Origin of the sequence: Amycolatopsis sp. cmx-8-4 (assembly GCF_046548675.1) — a bacterium.
Classification (GTDB): domain Bacteria; phylum Actinomycetota; class Actinomycetes; order Mycobacteriales; family Pseudonocardiaceae; genus Amycolatopsis.
In genome coordinates this window covers 16704-38414 of the sequence record NZ_JAEBDZ010000051.1, presented here as the reverse complement: position 1 = coordinate 38414, position 21711 = coordinate 16704, and the positions used below count along the sequence as shown (strand labels likewise).

The 21711-nt window shown below is 72.4% G+C and carries 14 protein-coding genes; 5 read left to right on the top strand and 9 right to left on the bottom strand.

The genetic code is table 11. From position 1 onward, the window contains the following. Positions 1-4986, bottom strand: a 4986-nt coding sequence (locus ACLJQZ_RS46835) for a beta-ketoacyl synthase N-terminal-like domain-containing protein (RefSeq protein WP_410628032.1), incomplete at its 3' end; no start/stop codon positions are given. A gap of 113 nt (positions 4987-5099) precedes the next feature. Next, positions 5100-5885 (bottom strand): shikimate dehydrogenase family protein, encoded by a 786-nt coding sequence (locus tag ACLJQZ_RS46830; protein WP_410628031.1) that lies wholly within the window; start codon positions 5883-5885, stop codon positions 5100-5102. Between the two features lie 80 nt (positions 5886-5965). On the opposite strand from ACLJQZ_RS46830, the gene ACLJQZ_RS46825 reads away from it, so the two are divergent. Further along, entirely contained in the window at positions 5966-6358 is a 393-nt protein-coding gene (locus ACLJQZ_RS46825; protein WP_410628029.1) for a winged helix-turn-helix transcriptional regulator, read from the top strand. Here ACLJQZ_RS46825 and ACLJQZ_RS46820 read toward each other — a convergent pair. From ACLJQZ_RS46820 to ACLJQZ_RS46800, 5 genes are read right to left on the bottom strand one after another with little or no spacing between them, the layout of a single operon-like run. Beyond that, positions 6325-9057 carry an AAA family ATPase gene (locus tag ACLJQZ_RS46820; RefSeq protein ID WP_410628028.1) on the bottom strand — a complete coding sequence of 911 codons (2733 nt, stop codon included), beginning with the start codon at positions 9055-9057 and terminating at the stop codon, positions 6325-6327. The two genes, ACLJQZ_RS46825 and ACLJQZ_RS46820, sit on opposite strands and share 34 nt — an antisense overlap. A 54-nt stretch (positions 9058-9111) precedes the next feature. After that, positions 9112-10173 (bottom strand): LLM class flavin-dependent oxidoreductase, encoded by a 1062-nt coding sequence (locus ACLJQZ_RS46815; protein ID WP_410628026.1) that lies wholly within the window; start codon positions 10171-10173, stop codon positions 9112-9114. Between the two features lie 11 nt (positions 10174-10184). After that, positions 10185-11126 carry an ABC transporter substrate-binding protein gene (locus ACLJQZ_RS46810; RefSeq protein WP_410628025.1) on the bottom strand — a complete coding sequence of 314 codons (942 nt, stop codon included), beginning with the start codon at positions 11124-11126 and terminating at the stop codon, positions 10185-10187. 19 nt (positions 11127-11145) lie between these two features. Next, complete coding sequence (locus tag ACLJQZ_RS46805; RefSeq protein WP_410628023.1) at positions 11146-11910, bottom strand: amino acid ABC transporter ATP-binding protein; 765 nt, start codon at positions 11908-11910, stop codon at positions 11146-11148. Next, positions 11907-12872 carry an amino acid ABC transporter permease gene (locus ACLJQZ_RS46800; RefSeq protein WP_410628021.1) on the bottom strand — a complete coding sequence of 322 codons (966 nt, stop codon included), beginning with the start codon at positions 12870-12872 and terminating at the stop codon, positions 11907-11909. Before ACLJQZ_RS46800 ends, ACLJQZ_RS46805 begins: the two co-directional genes overlap by 4 nt. 187 nt (positions 12873-13059) lie before the next feature. Between ACLJQZ_RS46800 and ACLJQZ_RS46795 the strand changes: the two genes are divergently transcribed. Together ACLJQZ_RS46795 and ACLJQZ_RS46790 are read left to right on the top strand one after the other, a co-directional pair. Beyond that, complete coding sequence (locus tag ACLJQZ_RS46795) at positions 13060-13545, top strand: GNAT family N-acetyltransferase (protein WP_410628019.1); 486 nt, start codon at positions 13060-13062, stop codon at positions 13543-13545. Then, positions 13542-15350: an FAD/NAD(P)-binding protein gene (locus tag ACLJQZ_RS46790; RefSeq protein WP_410628018.1), complete on the top strand. Its 1809-nt coding sequence runs from the start codon at positions 13542-13544 to the stop codon at positions 15348-15350. The genes ACLJQZ_RS46795 and ACLJQZ_RS46790 overlap by 4 nt, the downstream gene beginning before the upstream one ends. Before the next feature lie 41 nt (positions 15351-15391). Here the strand turns inward: ACLJQZ_RS46790 and ACLJQZ_RS46785 are convergent, their stop codons facing one another. After that, positions 15392-18325, bottom strand: a complete 2934-nt coding sequence (locus tag ACLJQZ_RS46785) for a BTAD domain-containing putative transcriptional regulator (protein WP_410628017.1) — start codon at positions 18323-18325, stop codon at positions 15392-15394. A 426-nt stretch (positions 18326-18751) separates the two neighbouring features. On the opposite strand from ACLJQZ_RS46785, the gene ACLJQZ_RS46780 reads away from it, so the two are divergent. Then, positions 18752-20278: an FAD-binding oxidoreductase gene (locus tag ACLJQZ_RS46780; protein ID WP_410628015.1), complete on the top strand. Its 1527-nt coding sequence runs from the start codon at positions 18752-18754 to the stop codon at positions 20276-20278. A 16-nt stretch (positions 20279-20294) separates the two neighbouring features. Continuing rightward, positions 20295-21188, top strand: coding sequence for an ROK family protein (locus ACLJQZ_RS46775; RefSeq protein WP_410628033.1), 894 nt, complete (start codon positions 20295-20297; stop codon positions 21186-21188). A 313-nt stretch (positions 21189-21501) separates the two neighbouring features. On the opposite strand, the gene ACLJQZ_RS46770 is transcribed toward ACLJQZ_RS46775, so the two are convergent. Then, a complete protein-coding gene (locus ACLJQZ_RS46770) occupies positions 21502-21669 on the bottom strand; it encodes a DDE-type integrase/transposase/recombinase (RefSeq protein ID WP_410628013.1) in 168 nt (55 codons plus the stop codon). Positions 21670-21711 lie beyond the last annotated feature (42 nt).

Here is a 21711-nt window from a genome sequence, read left to right as displayed (position 1 = left end):
CGGGCCGTTGACCGTCGCCACCTCGACACCGTCCACATCACCCAGCCGAGCCTCGACCTCCGCCAACGGCAACGAAACCGACAGCATCGCACCGCGCCCCGCCAACGTCCCGGCAATCAACCGGCTCCGCAACACCACAACCCGCATCGCGTCCACAAGGGACAACGCCCCCGACACACAGGCCGCGGCGATCTCACCCTGCGAATGCCCCACAACCGCATCCGGCCGCACACCCCGGTCCATCCACAACCGCGCCAACGAAACCATCAACACAAAAGAAACCGGCTGCACGACATCAACCCGATCCAGCGACGGCGCACCCACCACACCCCGCACCACATCCGCAACCGACCAATCCACCAACGACGACAAAACCTCATCACACTCCGCCACCGAATCAGCGAAAGCCGCAACCTCGAACAAACCCGCACACATCCCGGCCCACTGCGTACCCTGCCCCGGGAACACGAACACCGTCCGCCCGGGATCACTCACCTCGCCCGCCACCACACCGGTACCCGGACGGGCCGCGGCCACCTCCGCCAGGCCCGCCAGCAGTTCTTCCCGGTCCGCACCGAGCACCACCGCGCGATGCCCCAGCCGCGCCCGCGCGGCCAGGCCCGCCGCCACCGCGGTGCTCAGCAGGTCCGGTCGCGCGAGAACGTGGTCGTGCAGCCGCTTCGCGACCCGGGCCAACGCCGCCGGTGAAGCGGCCGATAGCAGCCACGGCGTGATCGCCGGGGCGTCGCCGGCCGGCTCGGGTTCCGCGTCGGCGGGCGCCTGTTCGACGATCACGTGCGCGTTGGTCCCGCTGACGCCGAACGCCGAGACACCCGCCCGCCGCGGCTTGCCTTCGGCCGGCCACGGCCGGGGTTCGGCCAGCAGCTCGACGCCTCCAGCCGACCAGTCGACGTGCGGCGTGGGCGCGTCGACGTGCAGAGTCTTCGGCAGCACGCCACGTCGCAGGGCCAGTACCGACTTGATCACCCCGGCCACCCCGGCGGCGGCCTGCGTGTGCCCGATGTTCGACTTCAACGAACCCAGCCACAGCGGACGGCCCGGCAACCGATCACGACCATAAGTCGCGATCAAGGCCTGCGCCTCGATCGGATCACCCAGCGTCGTACCCGTACCATGCGCCTCGACCAAATCGACATCCGAAGGAGACAGCCCCGCGTTGGCCAGCGCCTGGCGGATCACCCGCTGCTGCGACGGCCCATTCGGCGCCGTCAAACCGTTCGACGCACCATCCTGATTAACCGCGCTGCCCGCCACCACGGCGAGCACCTGGTGTCCCTTGCGACGCGCGTCCGAGAGCCGCTCGAGCAGCAGGACCGCGACGCCCTCGGACCAGCCGGTACCATCGGCCGCCGCCGCGAACGCCTTGCAGCGCCCATCAGCCGCCAACCCGCGCTGGCGCGAGAACTCCACGAAAGTGGACGGCCGCGCCATCACCGCGACACCACCCGCGAGCGCCAGGTCGGACTCACCCGACCTCAGCGACTGCGCCGCCAGGTGCAGCGCCACCAGCGACGACGAACACGCCGTGTCCACCGTCACCGCCGGCCCCTCCAACCCGAACGAGTAAGCCACCCGGCCCGAAACCACGCTGGCCGCAGCGCCGGTGCTCTGGTAGCCCTCGGTTTCTTCGGCCGCGCGGGTCAGGTTCGTGGTCCACTCCTGGTTCATGACGCCGGCGAACACGCCAGTGCGCGTTCCTCGCAACGCCGTCACGTCGAGGCCGGCCCGCTCGAAGACCTCCCACGCCGTCTCGAGGAAGACCCGCTGCTGCGGGTCCATCGCGAGGGCCTCCCGCGGCGAGATACCGAAGAACTCCGCGTCGAACCCGGTCGCGTCGGCGAGAAAGCCGCCGTCGCGCACGTAGCTGTGGCCGCTGCGCTCGGGGTCGGGGTCGTACAGGTCCTCGACGTCCCAGCCGCGGTCCGCGGGGAATGGGCCGATCGCGTCGAGACCCTCCTCGACGAAGGCCCAAAGGTCCTCCGGTGAGGCGATCCCGCCCGGAAGGCGGCACGTCATGCCCACGATGGCGACCGGATCGTCGTCCACGACGGCCTTCGCGACGGAATCGGCCGGCTCTTCTGCGCCGAAGAGCTCGGCCACCAGGAATGCGGCCACCGCCCGCGGCGTCGGGTGGTCGAAGGCCAGCGTCGCCGGCAGCCGCAGGCCGGTCAGCTCGGCGAGCCGGTTGCGCAGCAGCACGGCCTGGACCGAGCCGAATCCAACCTCCTTGAACGCGCGGCCGGGAGCGATGCCGGCCGCGCCGATCTCCGCGGCCGCCTCGCCGACCGCGGCCACCAGCCGCCGGAGCCGCTCGGGCTCGGGCAGCGGTGCCAGGTTCGCGCGCAGCTGATCGGTGAGTTCGCGGTCCTCGGCGACGGCGGCGGGTGAGGTGTCGATGATCTCGCGCAGCGAGGCCAGGACCTCGGCGCCGGGGAGGGCGAGCGTGTCGAGCCGCAGCGCGGTGACGGCGGGGAGGCCGGCCAGCAGCGCGGCGTCGAAGGCGGCGAGCAGGTCGCGGCGGGCGAGCGTGCCGACCCCGGCGGCCCGGGACACCGGCTCTTCGTCGGCCCAGGGGCCCACGGTGAGCGAGAGCGTCGGGGCCGTCCGCGAGCGGTCGAGGGCGAAGGCGTCGAAGTAGCCGCCGACCGCGGTGGTGCCCAGCTCCGGCCCGGCCGCCGAGACCAGGACGAACCTGGTGCTCTCGCCGGTGAGCGCGGCCAGCTCGCGCGTCGTCCCGATGACGTCGGTGGCCGGGCCGGTCGCGACCTGGACCACGGTGGACACCGGCTGCGCCAGCCGGCCGAGCGCATCTGCCGGAGCGCACGTGGCCACGGTGACCGTGGCCTTCGCCGCCAGATCCGCCGCCAGCTCGGCGACCGTCGGGTCGCCGGGGCCCGCGGCGGTGACCAGCAGCAGCCGTCGGACGCCGTGCCCGGCGACCAGGTGCCGGGCCAGGGCGGCCCCCACCGGCGTGTCCGCGCCGACGAGCGCGACCGTCCCGCGGACGTCGAGGCCGCCGGACGTACCGTTCGCGGGCAGCCGCTCCATGACCGGCCGGACGACCGCGCCGCCGCGGACCGCCAGCAGCGGTCCGCCGGCCGGGGCGTCCGCGCCGCCGTCGACGTCGGCCACCGCGAGCCGGTCACCGTAGTCCGCGCGCAGGTCCAGCACCGCACCGATCACCGCGGCGCACCGCGGGTCCGGGGTGTCGCCGGGCTGCGCGCGCACGCCGCGGCCGACCCGCACGACAAGACGGTCCGACGGCGGCGCGGCCTCGAACCACGCGCGGACCCGCACGAGCACGTCGTCCATATCGGACAGTCCGGTGACGTCGAGGACGGCCGCCTCGTCACCGCTCTCGTCCGGGCGCACCGGGATCCAGTCGACGCGAAAGAGGTTCTCGTAGGTGCTGCCGCCCGCGGCACGCAGCCGGGCCGGCTCGTCGAGCAGCGCGTGCCGGATGGTCTTGCCGGACCGCGTCCGCGGGACCACGGCGATCTCGTAGATCTCCTCCGGCACCTTGAAGTAGGCCAGCCGCTCCCGGCAGGCGGCGAACAGCGCGTCGGTGTCGAGGCCCTCTGGCCCTGGCACCACGAACGCCACCGGCACCTCGCCGAGCACGTCGTGGGCCTTGCCGGCCACCGCCACGTCGGCGACGCCCGGCACGCTGCGCAGCACGTCCTCGACCTCACCGGGGTGGATGTTCTCGCCGCCGCGGATGATCAGGTCCTTGATCCGCCCGGAGATGGTGAAGTAGCCGGCGTCGTCGCGGCGAGCGAGGTCGCCGGTGTGGTACCAGCCTCCACTCAGCGCGGCCGCGGTCTCCTCCGGCCGGTTGTGGTAGCCCACCATCACGCTCGGGCCGTTGACCCAGACCTCGCCCTCTTCGCCGGTGGCCACGTCCAGCCCGATCTCGGGGTCGACGATCCGCACGTTGAGGCCGGGCACCGGCAGGCCGCACGAGCCGTCGACGCGCGCGCCGGTCGGCCAGTTGACGGTGATCGAGCCGCTCGTTTCCGTGCTGCCGTAGGCGTCCAGCAACGGGACGCCGAAGAGCTCCTCGAACGACGCCCGCAGCGACGCCGTCGTCACCGCGCCGCCGACCAGCCCGACACGCAGGCCCGGGGCTTCGAACCCCTGCTGCCGCGCGGCCTGGACGAGGTGGTGGTACATCGTGGGCACGCCCGCCAGGAAGGTCGGCGACTCTTCCCGCAGCGCCGAAAGGATCTCGTTGGCCGAGTACCCGTCGGTGATCCGCGCGGTCGCGCCGACGGCGGTCACGGCGAGCACGCAGGCAATGTGCGACAGGCTGTGGAACAGCGGCAGGGGCCACAGCACCCGGTCGTCCGCCGACAGTTCCGGGACCGGGACGTAGCAGGCCGCGACCGACCACAACCCGTTGCGCTGAGTGGAAAGCACGCCCTTCGGCTGGCCGGTGGTCCCCGAGGTGTAGAGCATCCACGCGACGTCGTCGAGGTCGAGATCGTCCCTCGCCTCCGACGCCGGTTCGGTCGTCGCCAGCGACTCGAACGCGACCGTGCCCGCTGGCACGGGGGCGGCACCGGTCACCACGACCCGCGGGTAGCGCGCGTCTCCCAGGACCCGCCGCACCTGCGCGGCGTGGGCGGCGTCGGTGATGACGACCCGGGCGCCGCTGTCAGCCAGGAAGTACTCGAGCTCGGCGTCGGCCGAGTGCGGGTTGAGCGGCACCCCGATCGCGGCGGCCCGCGTCACCGCCAGGTAGCTCTCCACCATCTCGACGCAGTTGCCGAGGTAGAGCACCGCGCGGTCGCCCGGCTGGACGCGCAAGCCGGCCAGGTGCCCGGCCAGCCGCCGCGTCCGCGCGTCGAGCTCGGCGTAGGTCACCCGGCGCCGGGAATCGGTGAACGCCACTTTCCCGCCACGCTGGGCGGCGTGCCCGGCGAGGATTTCGGGCAGGGGCCGAATCAGTTCGGTGCGCAACATCCGGTGATCACTCCTAGCTCAGGCGAGAGACGCGCCTACTAACACTCAGGACATATTCTCGCTGGGTTCGGGCCGGGCCGATCCCCTCAGTACCCCCCTAGCAGACCAGGGAATTACCGGGGCCAACCGAAGAAATCGCGATAACAGCCGACCTGCTGGTCGAGCATGTGGCTTCCGTGGTGGACCGCGAGACCGCTTTCCGCGGCTTTCCGGAGCAATTCCGTTTCCCGCGGCTTCATGATGATTTCGACGACGAGGGTGCCCGGCGCGGCGGCCGCCGGGTCGAAGGGCAGGCGGTCATCGGGCCGCATGCCCAGCGGCGTCGCGTTGACCACCACGTCCGCGTCCGTGACCGCCGCCGGGGACACGGCGTGGATCCGGCCGGGCGCGACCCCTTCGAGCCGGGCGACCAGGGCGTCGCGGCGTCCGGCGTCCACATCGGACACCGCCACCCCGGCCGCGCCGGCGTCGAGCAGGGCCACCGCGATCGCGCTGCCCGCCCCACCCGCTCCGGCGAGGCCGAACCGGCGGCCGGAGACCGCGTGCCCGGCCGCAGTCAGCCCACGGACGAACCCGAGCCCGTCGAAGTTCTCCGCGAACCAACCGCCGCTGGGCCGCCTGCGTAGCGCGTTGGCGGTGCCCGCCAGCGCCGCGGCCGGTCCCGCCGCCGCGGCGAGCCGACAGACGGCGGCCTTGTGCGGCACGGTCACGAGCAGGCCGTCGAGGTTGCGGACGCGCGCCAGCCCGGCCAGCGTCCCAGCCAGGTCGTCGGGGCGGACGTGCAGCGGCACGAGGACGGCGTCGAACCCCGCCAGGACGGGGTTGAGCAGCTCCGGCGCCCGGACCTGCGTCACCGGGTCACCCAGTACCGCGTACCAGCGGGTCGTCCCGGAAATCACCGCTGCCGTCCCCATACGGCACCGGTTGTAACAGAGGGCACCAGGATGGCACTATGGCCGGGAGGGGAAGGAGCACCACCATGACCCAGGCCCAAGCCGCGACCGAACACGACATCGTCGTCGAAGCGTGCCCGGTGCGCGAGGTGCTCGACCGGGTGGCCGGGAAGTGGAGCATCCTCATCATCGTGGCCGCGGCGCGCGGCCCGGTGCGCTTCACCGAGCTGGAACGCTCGATCGACGGAATCAGCCGCCGGATGCTCACTCTCACCCTGCGCAACCTCGAACGCGACGGCCTGCTGACGCGGACGGTCTACGCCACGGTGCCGCCCAGGGTTGAGTACGAGCTCACGGACATCGCCCAGGAACTGCATCGGTCGCTCCTCCTGCTGACGGACTGGGCCCAGCGGAACCGGGCGGCCATCTCGGCCGCCCGGCACGCTTACGACACCGACCGGCCCGCCGCGGCCCGCTGAAACCGCCGGGTCCGCGGCCGCACGGCCGTCGTCCCGAGGTCGGCCGGCAGGTCCTTGCGGCGCTTGACGTCGAGCTTCCGGAAGACCCGCGTGAGGTGCTGCTCGACCGTGCTCGAGGTAACGCACAGCTTCGCGGCGATCTCCCGGTTCGTGTAGCCGAGCACGGCCAGGTGCGCCACCCGCCGTTCCGACTCGGTCAGCGAGCGCGCGTCTTCGCCGCGCGGCGCCGGCGCTGCGGGCTGCTCCTGCATCGCGACGAGGGTTTCGCACAGTGGCACGGCCTCGCAGAGCGCAGCCAGGTGACGAGCGCGGCGCAGGGTCGTGCGCGCCCGGCGGCTGTCGCCCAGGACCGAGTACGCACACCCCAGGTCGGCCAGCACCTGCGCCTGTTCGAACTGGTCCCAGCACTCTTCGAACAGCTCGACGGCCTCCAGAAGCAGCTGCGGCCGCCGTTCCGGCGTGCCGACCGCCGCGAGCACGCGCAGTGACCGGCCGCGGTTGCTGCCGCCGGCTGCGTCGGAGCGCGCCAGCTGGTCGCGGACCAGCCGCCGCGCCCGGTCCTCGTTGCCCTGCTGCAGCCACGCCTCCGCGGCCCCGACGCGCCACGGCACGGTCGCCGCGGCCTCCAGGCCCAGTGCCTTGACCGCTTCGCCGCAGGCCAGGAAGTCCGCCAGCCCGGCGTACCCGCGCTGCGCGGCGAGGTGGTAATGACCGCGGGCGTACAGGTAGTACAGCCCGTAGCGCGAGGAGGACATCTGCTCCGATGGCGCGAACGCGAGGTACCGCGCGGCTTCGTCGAGGGCGCCGGCGCGGACGGCCGCGCCGACGAGCGTCCCGAGCGGGAACCCGGCGGCCACGCCCCAGGCGTGTACCGGCACCAGCGTCAGCGCCTCACGCGCGGCCCGCAGCGCTCCGCCGAGCTCTCCCCGGCGCAACAGGGCCTCCGCCCGCAACGCGGCGAGCCGGGCGTGCCAGACCGGCGACCGCTCGCCACCGTCGGCCATGCTGAGCAGCGAGCACCATTCGAGGACCAGGTCGGGCCGGTCCGCCGAGAGCAGGGCGAGCAGCGCGAGCGACGCCGTTTCCTGCGCCCAGCAGCTGTTTCCGCGTGGTTGGAGGTTGTGCAGCGTCTGCTCGATCCGGCCGACGTGGGCGCCGGCCTGGCCACGCAGCAGGAGCTCGCTCAACGACGCAGCACTGGCGAGCCACGGGTCGGTTCCGGTGACCGGCGCGTCGGCGACCGGGAACCGCACGGCGCGCGGGCCGCGGCGGACCAGTCTCGGGTGGGTGAACCCCAGCCACGACTCCAGGTGCCCGAGCTCGGCTGCGACGTCGGGCTCGGCGGCCGCCGTCTTGCGCAGCCGGTCCAGCACCACGGTCGCCTCGTCCGCCCGGCCGTGCCAGAGGAGCCGGTGCACCAGCTCGGTGGTGGCGCCCGCGTCCAAGTCCCCGGCGGTGGCGGACGCGACCAGCGAGGTCAGGTTCCTCGCCGCGGCCGCGGGACTCCGGCGCCACTGCGCGCCGCTGAGCTTCGCCAGGATCGCGGCCTTCTTGACCGGCTGCCGGGACGACTCCCAAGCCAGCTCGAGCAAGCGGGCCGCCCGTTCGTTGCGCTCGGCCAGCAGCTCCTGGTCGGCCACCTCGACGAGGACCGGCACAGCCCACGGCTCCGCGCGGCCGGCCTGGTCGAGGTGGCAGGCGACCGCCACAGCCTCCTCGCCGACGTCGTGCAGGAGCCGCGCCGCCCGCTGGTTGAGGGTCGCGCGTTCGGTCCCGGTGACCGTCGCCAGCACCGCCGCCCGGCCGGCCGGGTGGGCGAACCGGCCCTCCCGCAGCAGGCCCGAAGCAGTCATCGCCGCCATCGCGCGTTCGACTTCGCGCTCGCCGGTGTCACGGTCGAGGCCCGCCAGCCGGGTCACCCGGTCGGGCCGGCTGCGCGCGCCGAGCACCGCCAGCGCGCGGGCGATCCGCAGAGCCGACCAATCGGTGCGCTGCAGCAGCCGGACTACGGCGGCACCGTAGCCGCGCTCGGACACCTCGCCCCGCCGGTGGTCCTCGGCCAGCGCCGCGAGCAACGCGAGGTTCCCGCCGCTGAACCGGTGGTACTCCTCGGCGATCCCAGCCGAGCCGTCGCCGAGCCACTCCGCCAGCAGCTGGTCGGTCGCCTTCGCCGACAGCGGGTCCACGGCCAGCCGGTGCAGGTGGGTTTCACCGAGCAGTTCGGTGGCGAACGGCGAAGGCGAAACCCCGTCGGCGACCTCGGTGATGACCACGAGGAGCACCCGGGCCGCCCCGAGCCGCCGGGCGAGGTAGTGCAGGCTGCGCAGCGACTCGCGGTCGGCGTGCTGCGCGTCGTCGACCGTGACCAGCAACGCGGTTTCGCCGGCTCGCCGGAGGATCTGGCGGCAGAACTCGTGGTAGCCCGGCACCGCGTGGTCGGCCAGGTCACCGGCGTCGGGATCGCTGTGCAACAGCTGGCTCAGGACGCCCCCAGCGAGCTCCCGCTCGACCGGTGAGCAGGTGGCCGACACGACCTGCAGGCCGGCCCGCTCGGCCATTCCGGCGACCTGGCGCAGCAGGGCCGTGCGGCCCGTCGCCGCGGCGCCTTCCAGCAGCAGTACCTGGCCTCGGCCCGCCGCAGTCTCCGCGATGAGCTGGGCGGCCAGTGCCTCGTGCTCTTCCCGTTCGAAAAGATTCATGACGATCCCCCAGCTGGCTGTGCGTGGAGCAGTCGGAAATGAAGTGCGCGCGGATCAGCGCTGCGCGGCGGCCGGTCGCAGGCGGGAACGCAGCGGCGCTCCGTACGCGGTTTTGAACAGGCCACGTTCCTGCAATACGGGAACCAGCCCGGAAACCACCTTCGGCAGATCTTCGGAAAGGACGGCCGGGCGGAGGCGGAAACCGTCTACCCCGGCGTCGGAGTGCCATTCTTCGAGCAGGTCGGCCAGTCCGGCGGGCGTGCCGGTGAACGTGGCGGCGTCGGAATTCAGCGGCGCCAGCGCGTCCAGCGCGGAGCGGCGGGCGGCGGCCTCGGCCTCCGTGTCGGCGATGACGACGTTCAGGTCGGCGAGCACGGTCAGGGGCATCGGTCCTCTTTCCTGTTCCGCGCAGTGGGCGCGGACTTCGGTGAGAACCGCGACCACGTCGTCGCGGCTGAAGGGCGTGACGAACACGAGGTCGGCGTGGCGGGCGGCCAGCCGGTAGGGCGTACTGAAGTGCGCCAGCACGGCGGTGAGCGGCGGCCCGGACGGCAGGACCGGCACCTTCGGGCAGGCGTCGACGTCGAACGCGCCGCCACGCCGGACGACGCGGCGGAGACCGGAACGCTCGTCCTCCCGCCAGGCGGCCCACAGCTCGGTGACCGCGCCGGTGAAGTCGGTCGCCTGCGCGAAGCGCTCTTCGGTGAACGCGACGTAGCGCTCCGGGTCTTCGGTGGCCCGGCGCCGCTCCTCGTCGGTGAGGGCGACGCGGGGCCGCCAGCCGCCCCGACCGCCGGTGACCCGGTCGAACGTGGCGATCCGCGCGGCCGCCACCACGGGGTCGCCGGTCGTCACCCCGGTGGGGAACAGTCCCAAATGGACTGTCGTGCCGGCGGCCTGGGTGAGCACCAGCGACGCGTCGAGCGCGCCGTGTGGTGCTCCCCCGGCCGCGGTCACCGGCTGCTGGTCGTCGAGGGTGATCAGGTCCAGCAGGCCCTCCTCGGCCAACCGGGTCATGGCCACCACGCGGGCGGGGTCGTACAGCCCGGCGGTTCCGGACCGGTGCCAGGCCGCGGGGTGGGCGCCGAGGCCGTCCAGTGCGGCGGCGAGGTACATGCGCGCCGCCGTCACTGCCCGGCCGAGACCGGCGGGTCGACGACCGAGTCCGGGATCTTCTGCAGGTCCAGGCCCCAGCGGGCGAGCACTTCGGCGTACTTGCCGTTGCGGATCAGTTCGTCCACTGCGGCCGAGACCGCCGGGGCAATCCCGTCGCCCTTGCGGGACATGGCGCCGACCTGGCTGTTGATCGTGTCCGCCGCGCTGTCGACGACGCCGGCGAGCCTGGTCTGGCCGGCGGTGTTCGCGTGGTAGACGACCGTCGAGCTCGGCCCGACGTAGACGTCGACGCGGCCGGACTGCAAGGCGAGGTAGTAGTCCGAGGCCTTCTGGTAGTACTGGATCGAGATCGGCGCGCGCCCGGCCTTGAGGTTCGCGTCGTTCCACTTCAGCATGATCTTCTCCTGGGTGGACCCCGAGGCTAGCGCGACGCTGTGGCCGGCCAGGTCGGCAGGCCCGCGCACCTGCAGCGGGCTGTCCCGACGGCTTTCGAACCCCAGCAGGTCCTGCCGGTAGGTCGCGAAGTCGTACTTGCCCATCCGCTCGGCGGTCACCGAGATGTTCGAGAACGCGACGTCGTACCGGCCGCTGTCGACGCCGAGGAACATGTTGTCCCACGATGTGATCTGCCGGTCCGGCGTCAACCCGAGCACCTGCGCGGTGAGCACCGCGATGTCCAGTTCGAAACCGATCGGTGTCTTGTTGTCGGTCGCGTAGCAGCTCAGCGGCGGGGTGTTGTCGATGGTGCCGCCGATGTGCAGCACCCCGGCGGCCCGGACGCCGGCCGGCACCAGCGCGGCGGCCGCCTCGACGCGGTCGGTGGTGATCCGCTGCTGGTCGGGGCCGAGGTTGAGGCGCGAGGCCGTCGGCGCGGCCGCGTCGGCACCTTTGGTGGTATCACAGCCGGCAAGCAGCAGCAGGCCCGCTGCCGCGGCCAAGAAGGTTCGGCGCATGTCTGTCGGCCTCCGTCGGTCAGCGGATCTTGGTGAGGAACGCCTTGGTACGGTCGTGGCGGGGCCGTTCCAGGACCTCGGCGGGCGTGCCCCGCTCCACGACCCGGCCGTCGGCCATGAAGACCACGGTGTCCGCGACGTCGCGGGCGAAGGTCATTTCGTGGGTCACTACGACCATCGTCGTGCCGGCCAGGGCCAGCGAACGCATCACTTCGAGCACTTCACCGACCAGCTCGGGATCGAGGGCGGACGTCGGCTCGTCGAACAGCAGCAGCTTCGGTTCCAGGGCGAGCGCACGCGCGATCGCCACCCGTTGCTGCTGGCCGCCGGAGAGCCGGCGGGGGTGCTCGCCGGCCTTGTGCGCGAGGCCAACCCGTTCCAGCAGCCGCATGGCCATCGGGTAGACCTCGTCGCGCGGCCGGCCCTGGCCGGAAATCGGCGCCTCGGCGACATTCTCCAGCACCGTCAGGTTCGCGAAGAGGTTGAAGTCCTGGAACACGAACCCGATCCCGGTCCGCTGCCGCAGCACGTGCCGTTCGCGCAGCTCGCGCAGCCGGTCGCCGGTGCGGAGGTACCCGATGAGCTCGCCGTCGACGCGGACGACGCCGCGCTCGGCCTTCTCGAGGTGGTTGATCACCCGGAGCAGCGTGGACTTCCCGGCCCCGGACGGGCCGATCAGTACCTGAACCTCGCCACGGGCGACGGTCAGGTCGACGCCGTTGAGCACGCGGTTGGTCCCGTAGCTCTTGTGCACGCCGACGATCTCCACCATCGGGGCGGTCATCGCGCACTCCCCTTCCCGAAGGTGCCGGCGACCACGGCGCGGAGGCGTTGCACCGGTGTCGGCGGCTGAGCGCGCGCTGAACCGCGGGCGAAGTGGCGTTCAACGTAGTACTGCAGGATTGAAAGCAGGCCGGTGAGGATGACGTACCAGGCGGTGGCCACCATGACGAGCGCGACGACGCGGCCGTTGCGGCCGTAGATCACCTGGGTCTGGTAGAAGAGGTCGCCCAGTGCCATCACCGACACGATCGACGTGCCCTTGAGCAGGGTGATCAGCTCGTTCGAGGCGTTCGGCAGGATGCTGCGCATCGCCTGCGGGAGCACGATCCGCCGCAGCTGGCGGCCGCGGGGTATGCCGAGTGCCGCCGCCGCGTCCAGCTGGCCGCGGTCGACGGAGATCACGCCGGAGCGGATGATCTCCGCGGCGTAGGCCGCCTGGTGCAGCGCCAGTCCGAGCACCGCAGCGCCCATCGGCCCAACCAGGTTCATCGTGGGGACCGTGATGAAGGCGGGGCCGAACGGCACCCCGAACGAGAGCTTGTCGTAGAGGTAGGCCAGGTTGAACCAGAACAGCAGCTGCACGATCAGCGGGATCGAGCGGAACACCCACACGTAGAGCCAGCCGGCCACCTGGAGCAGCTGACTGCCCGAAAGCCGCATCAACGCGATCACCAGGCCGAGCGCGAAGCCGAGCAGCGTGCCGTAGGCAGTCAGTTCGAGTGTGAGCCCGAGTGCCCTCAGGATCGTGCGTTCGGTGAAGAACTCACGGAAGACCGGCCAGTCCCAGCCGGGGTTGGTGACCAGGCCGTGGACGAACTGTGCGGTCAGCACCAGCAGGACCACGGCCGCCAGCCACCGACCGAACCGCCGCGCGGGCACCCGGCGCAGCCCGGCGAGCTCGGCCGCGTCCGACGCGGTGTCCTGCGGAATCGCCTCGGGAGCGCGCTGGGGGGCTGAAGTCATGAATGCCTTTCCGGGCCGGGGACCAACCCGGCTCACGATTCCGAACCTAAGCAGCCTCCGGGCCACGTTCAACACCGTTGACCGCGAAGTGCACGGCCAGTTACCGGGCGATGGGTGGACCCACTGGGTGGTTATTGACCTTCCTCGCCCGCTTGTCGTGGGCGCGGCGAATTGATCGACTGGGACCATGGAGCCAGAGCTGGGGGCGGGACGGGAACCGGTCCACCGCGTGACCGCCGACGACAGGCGGGTCGTCCCGCTGTGGGAAGGACTGCGGGCGGAGTACCGGCAGCGGTACGGTCCCGCCGCGGACCGCGAGCTGGCGCGCTTCCCGGCGGCCGACTTCGCGCCACCTGACGGCGGGTTCGTCGTGCTCACCCTCGACGGCGAAACGATCGCCGGCGGCGGTTTTCGCCGCTACGACGAGCACACCGCGGAGTTCAAGCGGCTCTGGACCGCACCCGCCCACCGCCGGGGCGGCTTGGCGCGGCGGACGCTCGCCGTGCTCGACGAGGTGGCCGCCGAAGCAGGTTACCGCCGGGTGTACTTCGTGACCGGGCCCCACCAGCCGGAGGCCGTCCGGCTGTACCTGACGGCGGGCTACCGGCGGCTGCCCGACGACCCGGCGCTGACCGAGGGTGAGCCGGCGCTGCGCTTCGAGAAGTTCCTGTGACCGCCGCCGTGATCGCTATCGTCGGCGCCGGGCCGAGCGGGGTGTCGGTGCTGGAGCGCCTCGGCGCCAATGCCGGCGAGCTGCTCGGAGACCGCGCGCTCGAGGTCCACCTGATCGACCCGTACCCGCCCGGGCCGGGCCGGCACTGGCGCCGCGACCAGTCGCGGCTGCTGATGCTCAACACGATGGCCGCGCACGTCACCATGTTCACCGATGAGACGGTGGCGTGCGACGGCCCGATCCGCACCGGCCCGTCCCTGCACGACTGGGCACGCGGGCAGCCGCCGTCGGCCGTCGACGCGGACGCGCGCGGCGAGCTCGAGCGGCTGACCCCGGCGTCGTTCCCGACCCGGCGCCTGCAGAGCCACTACCTGAGCTGGGTGCACGAGCGGGCGGTCACCGGCCTGCCGCCCGGCGCGCGGGTGTATCACCACCGCGAACGCGTGGTCGATCTGCTCGACGAAGATGGCCGCGAGCGGGTCGTGCTGGCGTCCGGGCGGAACATCGACGCCGACGTCGTCGTGCTTGCCGTCGGTCACCAGGACGTCGAACTGTCGCCCGAGCAGCGGCGAACGGCCGAGTACGCCGAGGAGCATGGACTCTTCTTCCTGCCGCCGGGGTACACCGCCGACGAAGACCTCTCGGCGATCCGGCCGGGCGAACCGGTGGTGGTGCGCGGCCTCGGCCTCGCCTTCGTGGACCTGATGGTGCTGCTCACCGAAGGCCGGGGCGGCCGGTACACCGAAGACGTCACGGGCCGCCTGCGGTACCTGCCGAGCGGGCGGGAACCGGTGCTGTACGCGGGGTCCCGGCGCGGGGTGCCGTTCCCGCCGAAACCGACCCACGCGCTCTCCGACCCGCCGCCGCCGCGGTTCTTCGACGCGGCGGGCATCCTGCGCGACAACGCGGGCGAGCTGGACTTCTTCCGCGACGTCTGGCCGCATGCGGCCAAGGAGATCGGCTGGGGCTACTACCACGAACTTTTCCTCGCCCATCCGGACCGGGTCCACGGCGACCTCGAGACCTTCGCCCGCGCGTACGCGGCCACCGAGACCGGCAGCGCGGAAGAACGGCGGCTGGTCCGCGCGACTGTGCCCGATCCCGCGGATGCGTTCGACCTCGCGCACCTCGACCGGCCGCTGGCCGACGAGCGGTTCCCGCACCGGGCCGCGCTCGAGCGGCGGATCACCACGCACGTCGAACGCACGCTGCAGCGCGCCGCCGCCGCCCGGCACAGCGCCGACGCCGGTGCGGTCGCCGGGGCGCTGACCGTGTTCGGACAGCTGCCGGTCCTGGTGCGCAGCGGCCGACTCGCCGTCCGCTCCTGGGCGTCCGATGTGGACGGTTGGTGGGCCGGCCTGTTCACCCACCTGGCCAGCGGACCGCCACCCCGGCGCCTGCGTGAGCTGCTCGCGCTCGCCGAGGCGGGCGTGGTCCGGTTCATCGGGCCGGACATGGCCGTACACACCGTCGACGGCCGGTTCGCCGCGAGCAGCCTGCGGTATCCGGCGCCTTCACCGCCCGCGCCTTCGTCGAGGCCCGGCTGCCGGTCGGGGCCGTGCCCGCGCCGACCGACCCGCTCGTCGCCGCGCTGTACCGGCGGCGACAGCTGTGCGAACACGTCGGCGTCGACGGCGGGTTCCGGCACCGCACCGGGCTCGCGGCGGTCGACGGCCGCGACGGCGCGGTCCTCGACGCGGCTGGCCACCCCCATCCGCGTCTGTTCGCACTCGGCCCCTTCACCACCGCGCCCGCCGGCGGCAACTTCACCCGGCCCGGCGCGAACCCGCTGCCGTCCCGGCTGACCGACTCGCTTTCGCGGGCCGCGCTGCGCGCCGCCGGGGCGTCACCCAGGTGACGCCCGGGCCGCCGACTCCTGCCAGCGCAGCAGCAGCTCTCGCCGCGGGTGTTCCGGCGTGCAGAAGGTCAGCGCGGCTCGGTAGCAGTCATGGGCGGCGGCGGCCGCCCCGCGCCGCATCGCCACCTGCCCGGCGATCACCAGCCGGTCGCAGGCCCGCGCGCTCAGCTCCCGGGTCGGCAGGCCCGCCTGATCGGCGTGCGCGACAGCCTGGTGAAAGTGGTGCGCGAGCTGGTCTCCTGGAGCGTCAGGTTGGGCGCTGAGCAAGTCCGCCGCTTCGCGGTACCGTTGGGCGCGCACCCCGTACGGCAGTCTCGAGCAGGCCACCTTTCGGACGAGTTCGTGGACGAAGGTGTACTCGATGTTGCCCAGCTCGGGTCCGAGTCGGCACCGGCGCAGGAACCCGTGGCGTTCGAGGGTGCGCAGGCAGTCCTGGATCTCGGTGGAGTCCTGCCCGCCCAGCGCCGCGAGCACCTTCTCGGAGAACGAGCCGCTCATCAGGGCGGCGTCGTACAGTACGCGTTTCTCGCGGTCCGGCAGCGTGTCGATCCGCGCCGCGACGATGTTGTGCACCGGGTAGGGCACCGGGAGCGGGACGGCGCGACCCGGTCCGGCCGGGTCCTCGAACGGCGGCCCTTCGCCCGCGGCCTCGACCATCCGCGCGAACTCGATGGCGAACAGCGGGTTGCCGCCGGACTGGTCGGCGAGCGCGGTGCGCCACCGGGCATCCCGCTCGTCCGCCGGCGCGGACAGGAGGCTGCCGAGCAGCGTCGCCGTCGCCGCCCGCGACAGCGGTTCGAGGCTCATCGTGGTCGCGTTGCGCGCCCCGCCTGCCCAGTACGGCGTGCGGTGCGCCAGCTCGGGCCGCGCCGTCCCCACCACCAGCAGCGGCAGGTCGCCGACGTTCTCCGCGAGGTCGCCGACGAACTCGAGCAGCTCGTCGTCGATGCGGTTGAGGTCCTCGAGGATGATCACCACGGTCTCCCGCGCGGCCAGCTCCTCGACCAACCGGCGCCACGCGGCGAACGCGACGCGGGAGTCCGCGGGGCGGGTTTTGCCCGCATCGATCCGTTCCCGCTTCCGCGCGACGAGGTCGCGGAGGTTCTCCTCCAGCTGGGCGGCGATCGGCTCCGACCCGACCAGCCCGGTGACCGCCGCCTCGAGCTTGCGGTCGCGCACGGCCAGCGGGTCGTCGTCGACGATGCCCGCGTAGGACCGGACGACCCCGGCGAGGGCGTCGTACGGCGTCTCCCGCCCGAACCCGCGGTTGCAGCCGACGAGGCAGCGGATGCCCGGCCGCTCCGAGATCTGTCGGCGGAACTCGTGCATCAGCCGGCTCTTGCCGATGCCGGCCGGGCCGAGCACGGTGACCAGGTGCGGCCGCCGCCGTCGCTGGACGTCCTCGACCCAGCCGTCGAGCTGCCGCAGTTCGCGGTCGCGCTGGACCAGGGGCAGCTCGGTCCGACTGGCCAGCTCGAATCGTGTCCGCAGCGCCACGTCATACCCGCAGGATGCCGGGCCTGCCGACGAGAAGTCGAAGTCGTCGGCGCACGCTAGGCGGGTGTTGCGGCACACGCGGACGAGTCCCGGTTTCGCCTCCGCGATGAGCTCGAGCGCGGCGTCGAGCAGGTGACCGCTCACGCCGAGCCGGTCGAGGCCGTCGTCCAGGCCCTGCGCCGACCGGGAGACGAGCGCGTCCCCACCGGCGACGGCGACCCGCAGCCGGACGCCTTCCTGGGCGAGCCCGGCGAGCTCGATCGCCATCCGGATGGCGCGGTGCACGTCGTCTTCCTGGGTCTGGGCCGTGCCGAAGAGGGCGAGCAGCAGCGAGCCGAGGCTGCCGTGGTTGCGGCCGCCGGCCTGGCGGACGTGATCCTGGACGACCGAGCCCGCCGCGTCGAGCGCGCGTTCGACCGCCTCGGGCGCCGCGGTGGTGTCGGTGACCTCCACCCGGACCAGGACAGCGGTGACGTGCTTGTATTCGCCGACCTCGCCGACCTCGCCGACCTCGGGAGGCGGCGGCCGCTCGAGCACGGGTTCCGGCGCCGGCAGCCGCCCGGGCACCACGGGTGCCAAGGGCGCCGGGGGCGCGGCGACCGGCGGAGGCGGCGGTGTGGCCGCCACGACGGGCGGGGTTGCCGGACGTGGTTCGGTGCCCGCAAGCGCCAGGCCGGGATCGTGGTCGAGGATCGCGCGTTCGAGCTTGCGGAGGTCGGGGCTCGGGTCCAGGCCGAGGCCTTCGACGAGCGCGGACCTGGTGCGACGGTAGACGCCGAGTGCGTCAACCTGGCGGCCCGAGCGGTACAGCGCGAGCATCAGCTGCCGGGCGAGCGGTTCCCGCAACGGGTCCGCTCCGACGACCGGTTCGAGCTCACCGATGATCTGCTGGTCCTTGCCCGCGGCCAGCGCCGCCTCCATCTGGCTTTCCAGCACGGCGAACCGTTCGTTCTGCAGCGCGGTCAGCTCCGGCCAGTCGTACCCGTCTTCGAGCAGGTCGGACAGCGCGGGGCCGCGCCAGAGCTCGAGCGCGCCGCGCAGGTCGCACTCGGCCTCGTGCCACCGGCCGGCGGCCAGTGCGGCTTGCCCGCGCTTCGCCAGCGCGCGGAACCGCAGCAGGTCGACGCACTCCGGGTCGACCCGCAGCAGGTAGCCAGGCGCGTGCGTGACCAGCAGTTCCGAGTCCGGGTGGCCGGTGTGGGCGGGCAGGGTCCGGCGCAGGCCGGAGATCGCGTTCTGCAGGATCTTGCGGGCGGTCGGCGGCGGGGTTTCCCCCCACAGGGCGGTCAGCAGTTCACTGGTGGCGACCACGCTGTTGGCGTGCAGCAGCAAATAGCCCAGCGCAGCTCGCCGTTTAATCCCGCTCAGCTGGACGAAAACGTCATTTTCGAATACACGTAATGGCCCGAGAATATAGAATTTCATTCGATACCCACGACGGCAGTTTTGTTCCGGAAACCGACGATCATGACAGCTGTTTCTGCCTTTGCCAGGAAATGCCAGCCCCTCCCCATTGGCGCACCCCTGCCCCCCACGGACACGCTCCCCTGCGCTCGCCGGAAGTATAGCCCGACGCCAGAGCCGTCTTCAACAATTCACTGAGTGAGCACAGGTTGCGAATGCCCCCCGTAATCACCCGTTTGCCGCAGCCTGCATCTCGGAACGACACTGCGACTGGCCCGAAAGGATGACCGATAAGCCGCTGGAAGCCGCCCTTCCGGTTTGCAGATCGCGTGATCGGAATCCGTCGCGCCGGAACGCTCCGGCGTGACGGAAGCCACAGGGGGGTTTCAGGGGTTACGGCCCCCGTTGAGCGTCCGTACGGTTTCGGTGCACCGAGGGAGGAAATTCATGCCGACCAGAAGAAGCATTCTCAAATCGGCGGGCGGCCTCGCGCTGGCCACCACCGCAACCGCGCTGGGAACCGGCGCGTTCGCCGCAGGCGCGCCGGCGACCGACAAGTGGGAGCGCCTGCGCGGCTCGCTCACCGGTGAGCTGATCCGGCCCGGCGAGACCGCCTACGACTACGCGAAGACCGTCTATCTCGGCGAATACAGCGCGGTGAACCCGCAGGCGGTCGCCTACTGCAAGACGGTCAAGGACGTGCAGACCTGCCTGCGGTTCGCCCAGACCTACCGGGTGGACCTGCGCACGCGTAGCGGCGGCCACAACCTCGCGGGCTGGTCGACCGGCGAAGGCCTGGTGATCGACCTCTCGAACTTCAAGCAGGCGCTGGTCACCGGCAACACCGTGCACGTCGGCCCCGCCGCGATGTCGATCGAAGCTCTTGCCGCGCTGGCCCCCGCCGGCCGCCAGATCGTCACCGGTACCTGCCCGACGGTCTGTCCCGGCGGGTTCATCAGCGGTGGCGGCGTCGGCTTCCAGACGCGCAAGTTCGGCACCGCCTCGGACCGGCTGGTCTCCGCGAACGTCGTGCTCGCCGACGGCCGAGTCGTCCAGGCGTCCGAAACCAGCGAACCGGACCTGTTCTGGGCGCTGCGCGGCGGCGGCGGCGGGAACTTCGGCGTGGTGCTGGACTTCGAGATCGTCCCGGTCGACCAGCCGCGCGGTGTCTACTTCGACACCGTCTGGGGCTGGGACAAGGCGGCCGAGGTCATCGAGGCCTGGCAGCAGTGGAGCGTGTCGAGCTCCTACGACCTCGGCTCGAGCCTCCTGCTCGCGCTGCCGGACGCCGCTCCCGGCGCGACGCCGACGATCATGCTGACGGGCGCCTACTGGGGCTCGCAGCAGGAGCTCGAAGCCGGGCTGGACGCGCTGGCGGCCGAGGCGGGCACGCAGCCGACGATCAGGGAGGTCCGGGAGCTGGCTTACGAGGACGTCATGCGCCAGGTGTACGGCTGCGGGCTGATCACCACGCGGGAGTGCCATCTCATCGGCCAGAACCCGGACGCGAAGCTGCCGCGCAACGGACTGCTGCGCGAGCGCACCCGCATCTTCGACCGTCCGGTCGTCGGACCGGTTCTCAGCGACGCGCTCGCGGCGTTCGACGCGGACCGCCGCGCCGGGGAAACGCGCTTCCTGAGCTTCACCGCCACTGGCGGGCGGGCGAACGAAACCTCCCGGACCGCAACGGCCTACTGGCACCGCAACGCCCAGTTCATGACCGGGTTCGCCGCGCTCACGTCCCGGCCATCGGTGGCCGCCGACGAGGAAGCGGCGATGACGGCCTGGGTGGACCGGGGCTACAACGTGCTCGAACCGGTGTCGGCGCACGAGTCCTACGTCAACTTCCCGGACACCCGGCTGACGGACTGGCAGCAGGCGTACTACGGCGGAAACTACCCGCGGCTGCTGCGGGTCAAGCGGCAGTACGACGCCGGCAACCTCTTCCGCCACGGCCAGAGCGTGGGCAGCTGACCCGGAGGAGGACGTCATCGAGCTCCTGGGGATCGACGTCGGCGGCACGAAGGTCGCTTTGCGCGTCGAAGGCGGCGCCGGCGTGCGCGAAGAGACGTTCCGCTGGCCGGCGGCTGGGTCGGCGTCCGAAGATCTGACCCTGCTCGCCGCGCGGGCCGAGGCGCTGCTGGCAACCCGGCCCGCACCGGTCGCCGCGGTCGGAGTGGCGATGCCCGCCCTTTGCGACGCCTCCGGCGTGGTCACGACCTGGCCAGGGCGGCCGACCTGGGCCGGACTGGACCTGGCGGCGGCGTTGCGAGCGATCTTCGGGGCCACGCCAGTGGCCCTGGCCGACGACGGCGACCTCGCCGCGCTCGCCGAAGCGCGCGCCGCAGACTGCCCGGACGTGCTGTACCTGGGCGTCGGGACCGGGATCGGCGGCGGGATCGTCCTGGACGGCCGGCTGTGGCCGGGTCGCCCGGGGAGCTCGTGCGAAGTCGGCCACGTCGTGGTCGGCCTCGCGGGGCCACGCTGCGACTGCGGCCGGGCGGGCTGCGTCCAGGCCTACGCGTCCGGCCCGGCGACGCTGCGCCGGGCCGCGCGGATGCGCGGGCGGGAGGTTCCGTTCGCGGAGCTGGCCGAGGCCGCCGGCGCGGGCACGCCGTGGGCGCTGGACGTCCTGCGGGAAAGCGCGGCTGCCCTCACGGCCGTCGCGACCGGGGTGAGCGAGCTGGTGCAGCCGGCGCTCATGGTGCTTGGCGGCGGTTTTGCCGAGGGCATGCCGAGCCTGGCCGGTCTGGTGGCCGAAGAGCTTGAACGGGCGAGCCGCGCCGGCCGCCCGGCGCTGCCCGTCCGCGGCGCCGTGCTTGGTGGGCTCTCTTCTCTGCACGGCGCGCTGCTGCTCGCGCGGGAGCGCGCGATCCCGGCCTGACGGCAGCCGTCAGTACTCGACCCGGGTGCCCGCTCCCGTCTCTTCCGTGCGGGCGTGGACGAACCGGCTGCCACCAGGTCCCGGACCACCAGCGTCCCTACGAACACGCGGGTGGCCTGACGCTGGTGCAGAGGGGCGCCCGTTCCTATGTCCCGGCGCTCGGGCGATTTTGTCCGTAGACCCGGTGGACGGCGCCTCGTCCAACGACTACGGCCGCAACCAGCCACCGCAATCCTCATGAGAAGGGCAAAGCAAGAGCACTTCGGACAAGCACAGTAAGGCAAACAACCACGGCGGCCGTCGCAAGATCAAGCTAGATCCCGCCGCGGTCGGAATGCAGAATCGTGCCACGACATTTGCCGCCACGGGCGGCCACCGCGACGTCGATGGCGTCGGCGACCATCTCGGCGCTGATATGGTCGGATATGCTGTAACCCAACACTTTCCGGGAGTGTCCGTCCCGGATCGCGCACAGGACCATCCGGCACGAGTTCCCCCCGGCAGGCCGAAAGCGCGGCGGGTA

Bases quoted from the DNA above. Each gene is read 5' to 3' on its own strand.
- ACLJQZ_RS46815 (WP_410628026.1), bottom strand. From the start codon at position 10,173: ATGTACCTCGCCGCCGCACTGGACGGCCTCGGCGCCCACCCCGCGGCC.
- ACLJQZ_RS46805 (WP_410628023.1), bottom strand. From the start codon at position 11,910: ATGACCGCCCCGATGGTGGAGATCGTCGGCGTGCACAAGAGCTACGGG.
- ACLJQZ_RS46800 (WP_410628021.1), bottom strand. From the start codon at position 12,872: ATGACTTCAGCCCCCCAGCGCGCTCCCGAGGCGATTCCGCAGGACACC.
- ACLJQZ_RS46795 (WP_410628019.1), top strand. From the start codon at position 13,060: ATGGAGCCAGAGCTGGGGGCGGGACGGGAACCGGTCCACCGCGTGACC.
- ACLJQZ_RS46825 (WP_410628029.1), top strand. From the start codon at position 5,966: ATGACCCAGGCCCAAGCCGCGACCGAACACGACATCGTCGTCGAAGCG.
- ACLJQZ_RS46785 (WP_410628017.1), bottom strand. From the start codon at position 18,325: ATGAAATTCTATATTCTCGGGCCATTACGTGTATTCGAAAATGACGTT.
- ACLJQZ_RS46820 (WP_410628028.1), bottom strand. From the start codon at position 9,057: ATGAATCTTTTCGAACGGGAAGAGCACGAGGCACTGGCCGCCCAGCTC.
- ACLJQZ_RS46770 (WP_410628013.1), bottom strand. From the start codon at position 21,669: ATGGTCCTGTGCGCGATCCGGGACGGACACTCCCGGAAAGTGTTGGGT.
- ACLJQZ_RS46810 (WP_410628025.1), bottom strand. From the start codon at position 11,126: ATGCGCCGAACCTTCTTGGCCGCGGCAGCGGGCCTGCTGCTGCTTGCC.
- ACLJQZ_RS46780 (WP_410628015.1), top strand. From the start codon at position 18,752: ATGCCGACCAGAAGAAGCATTCTCAAATCGGCGGGCGGCCTCGCGCTG.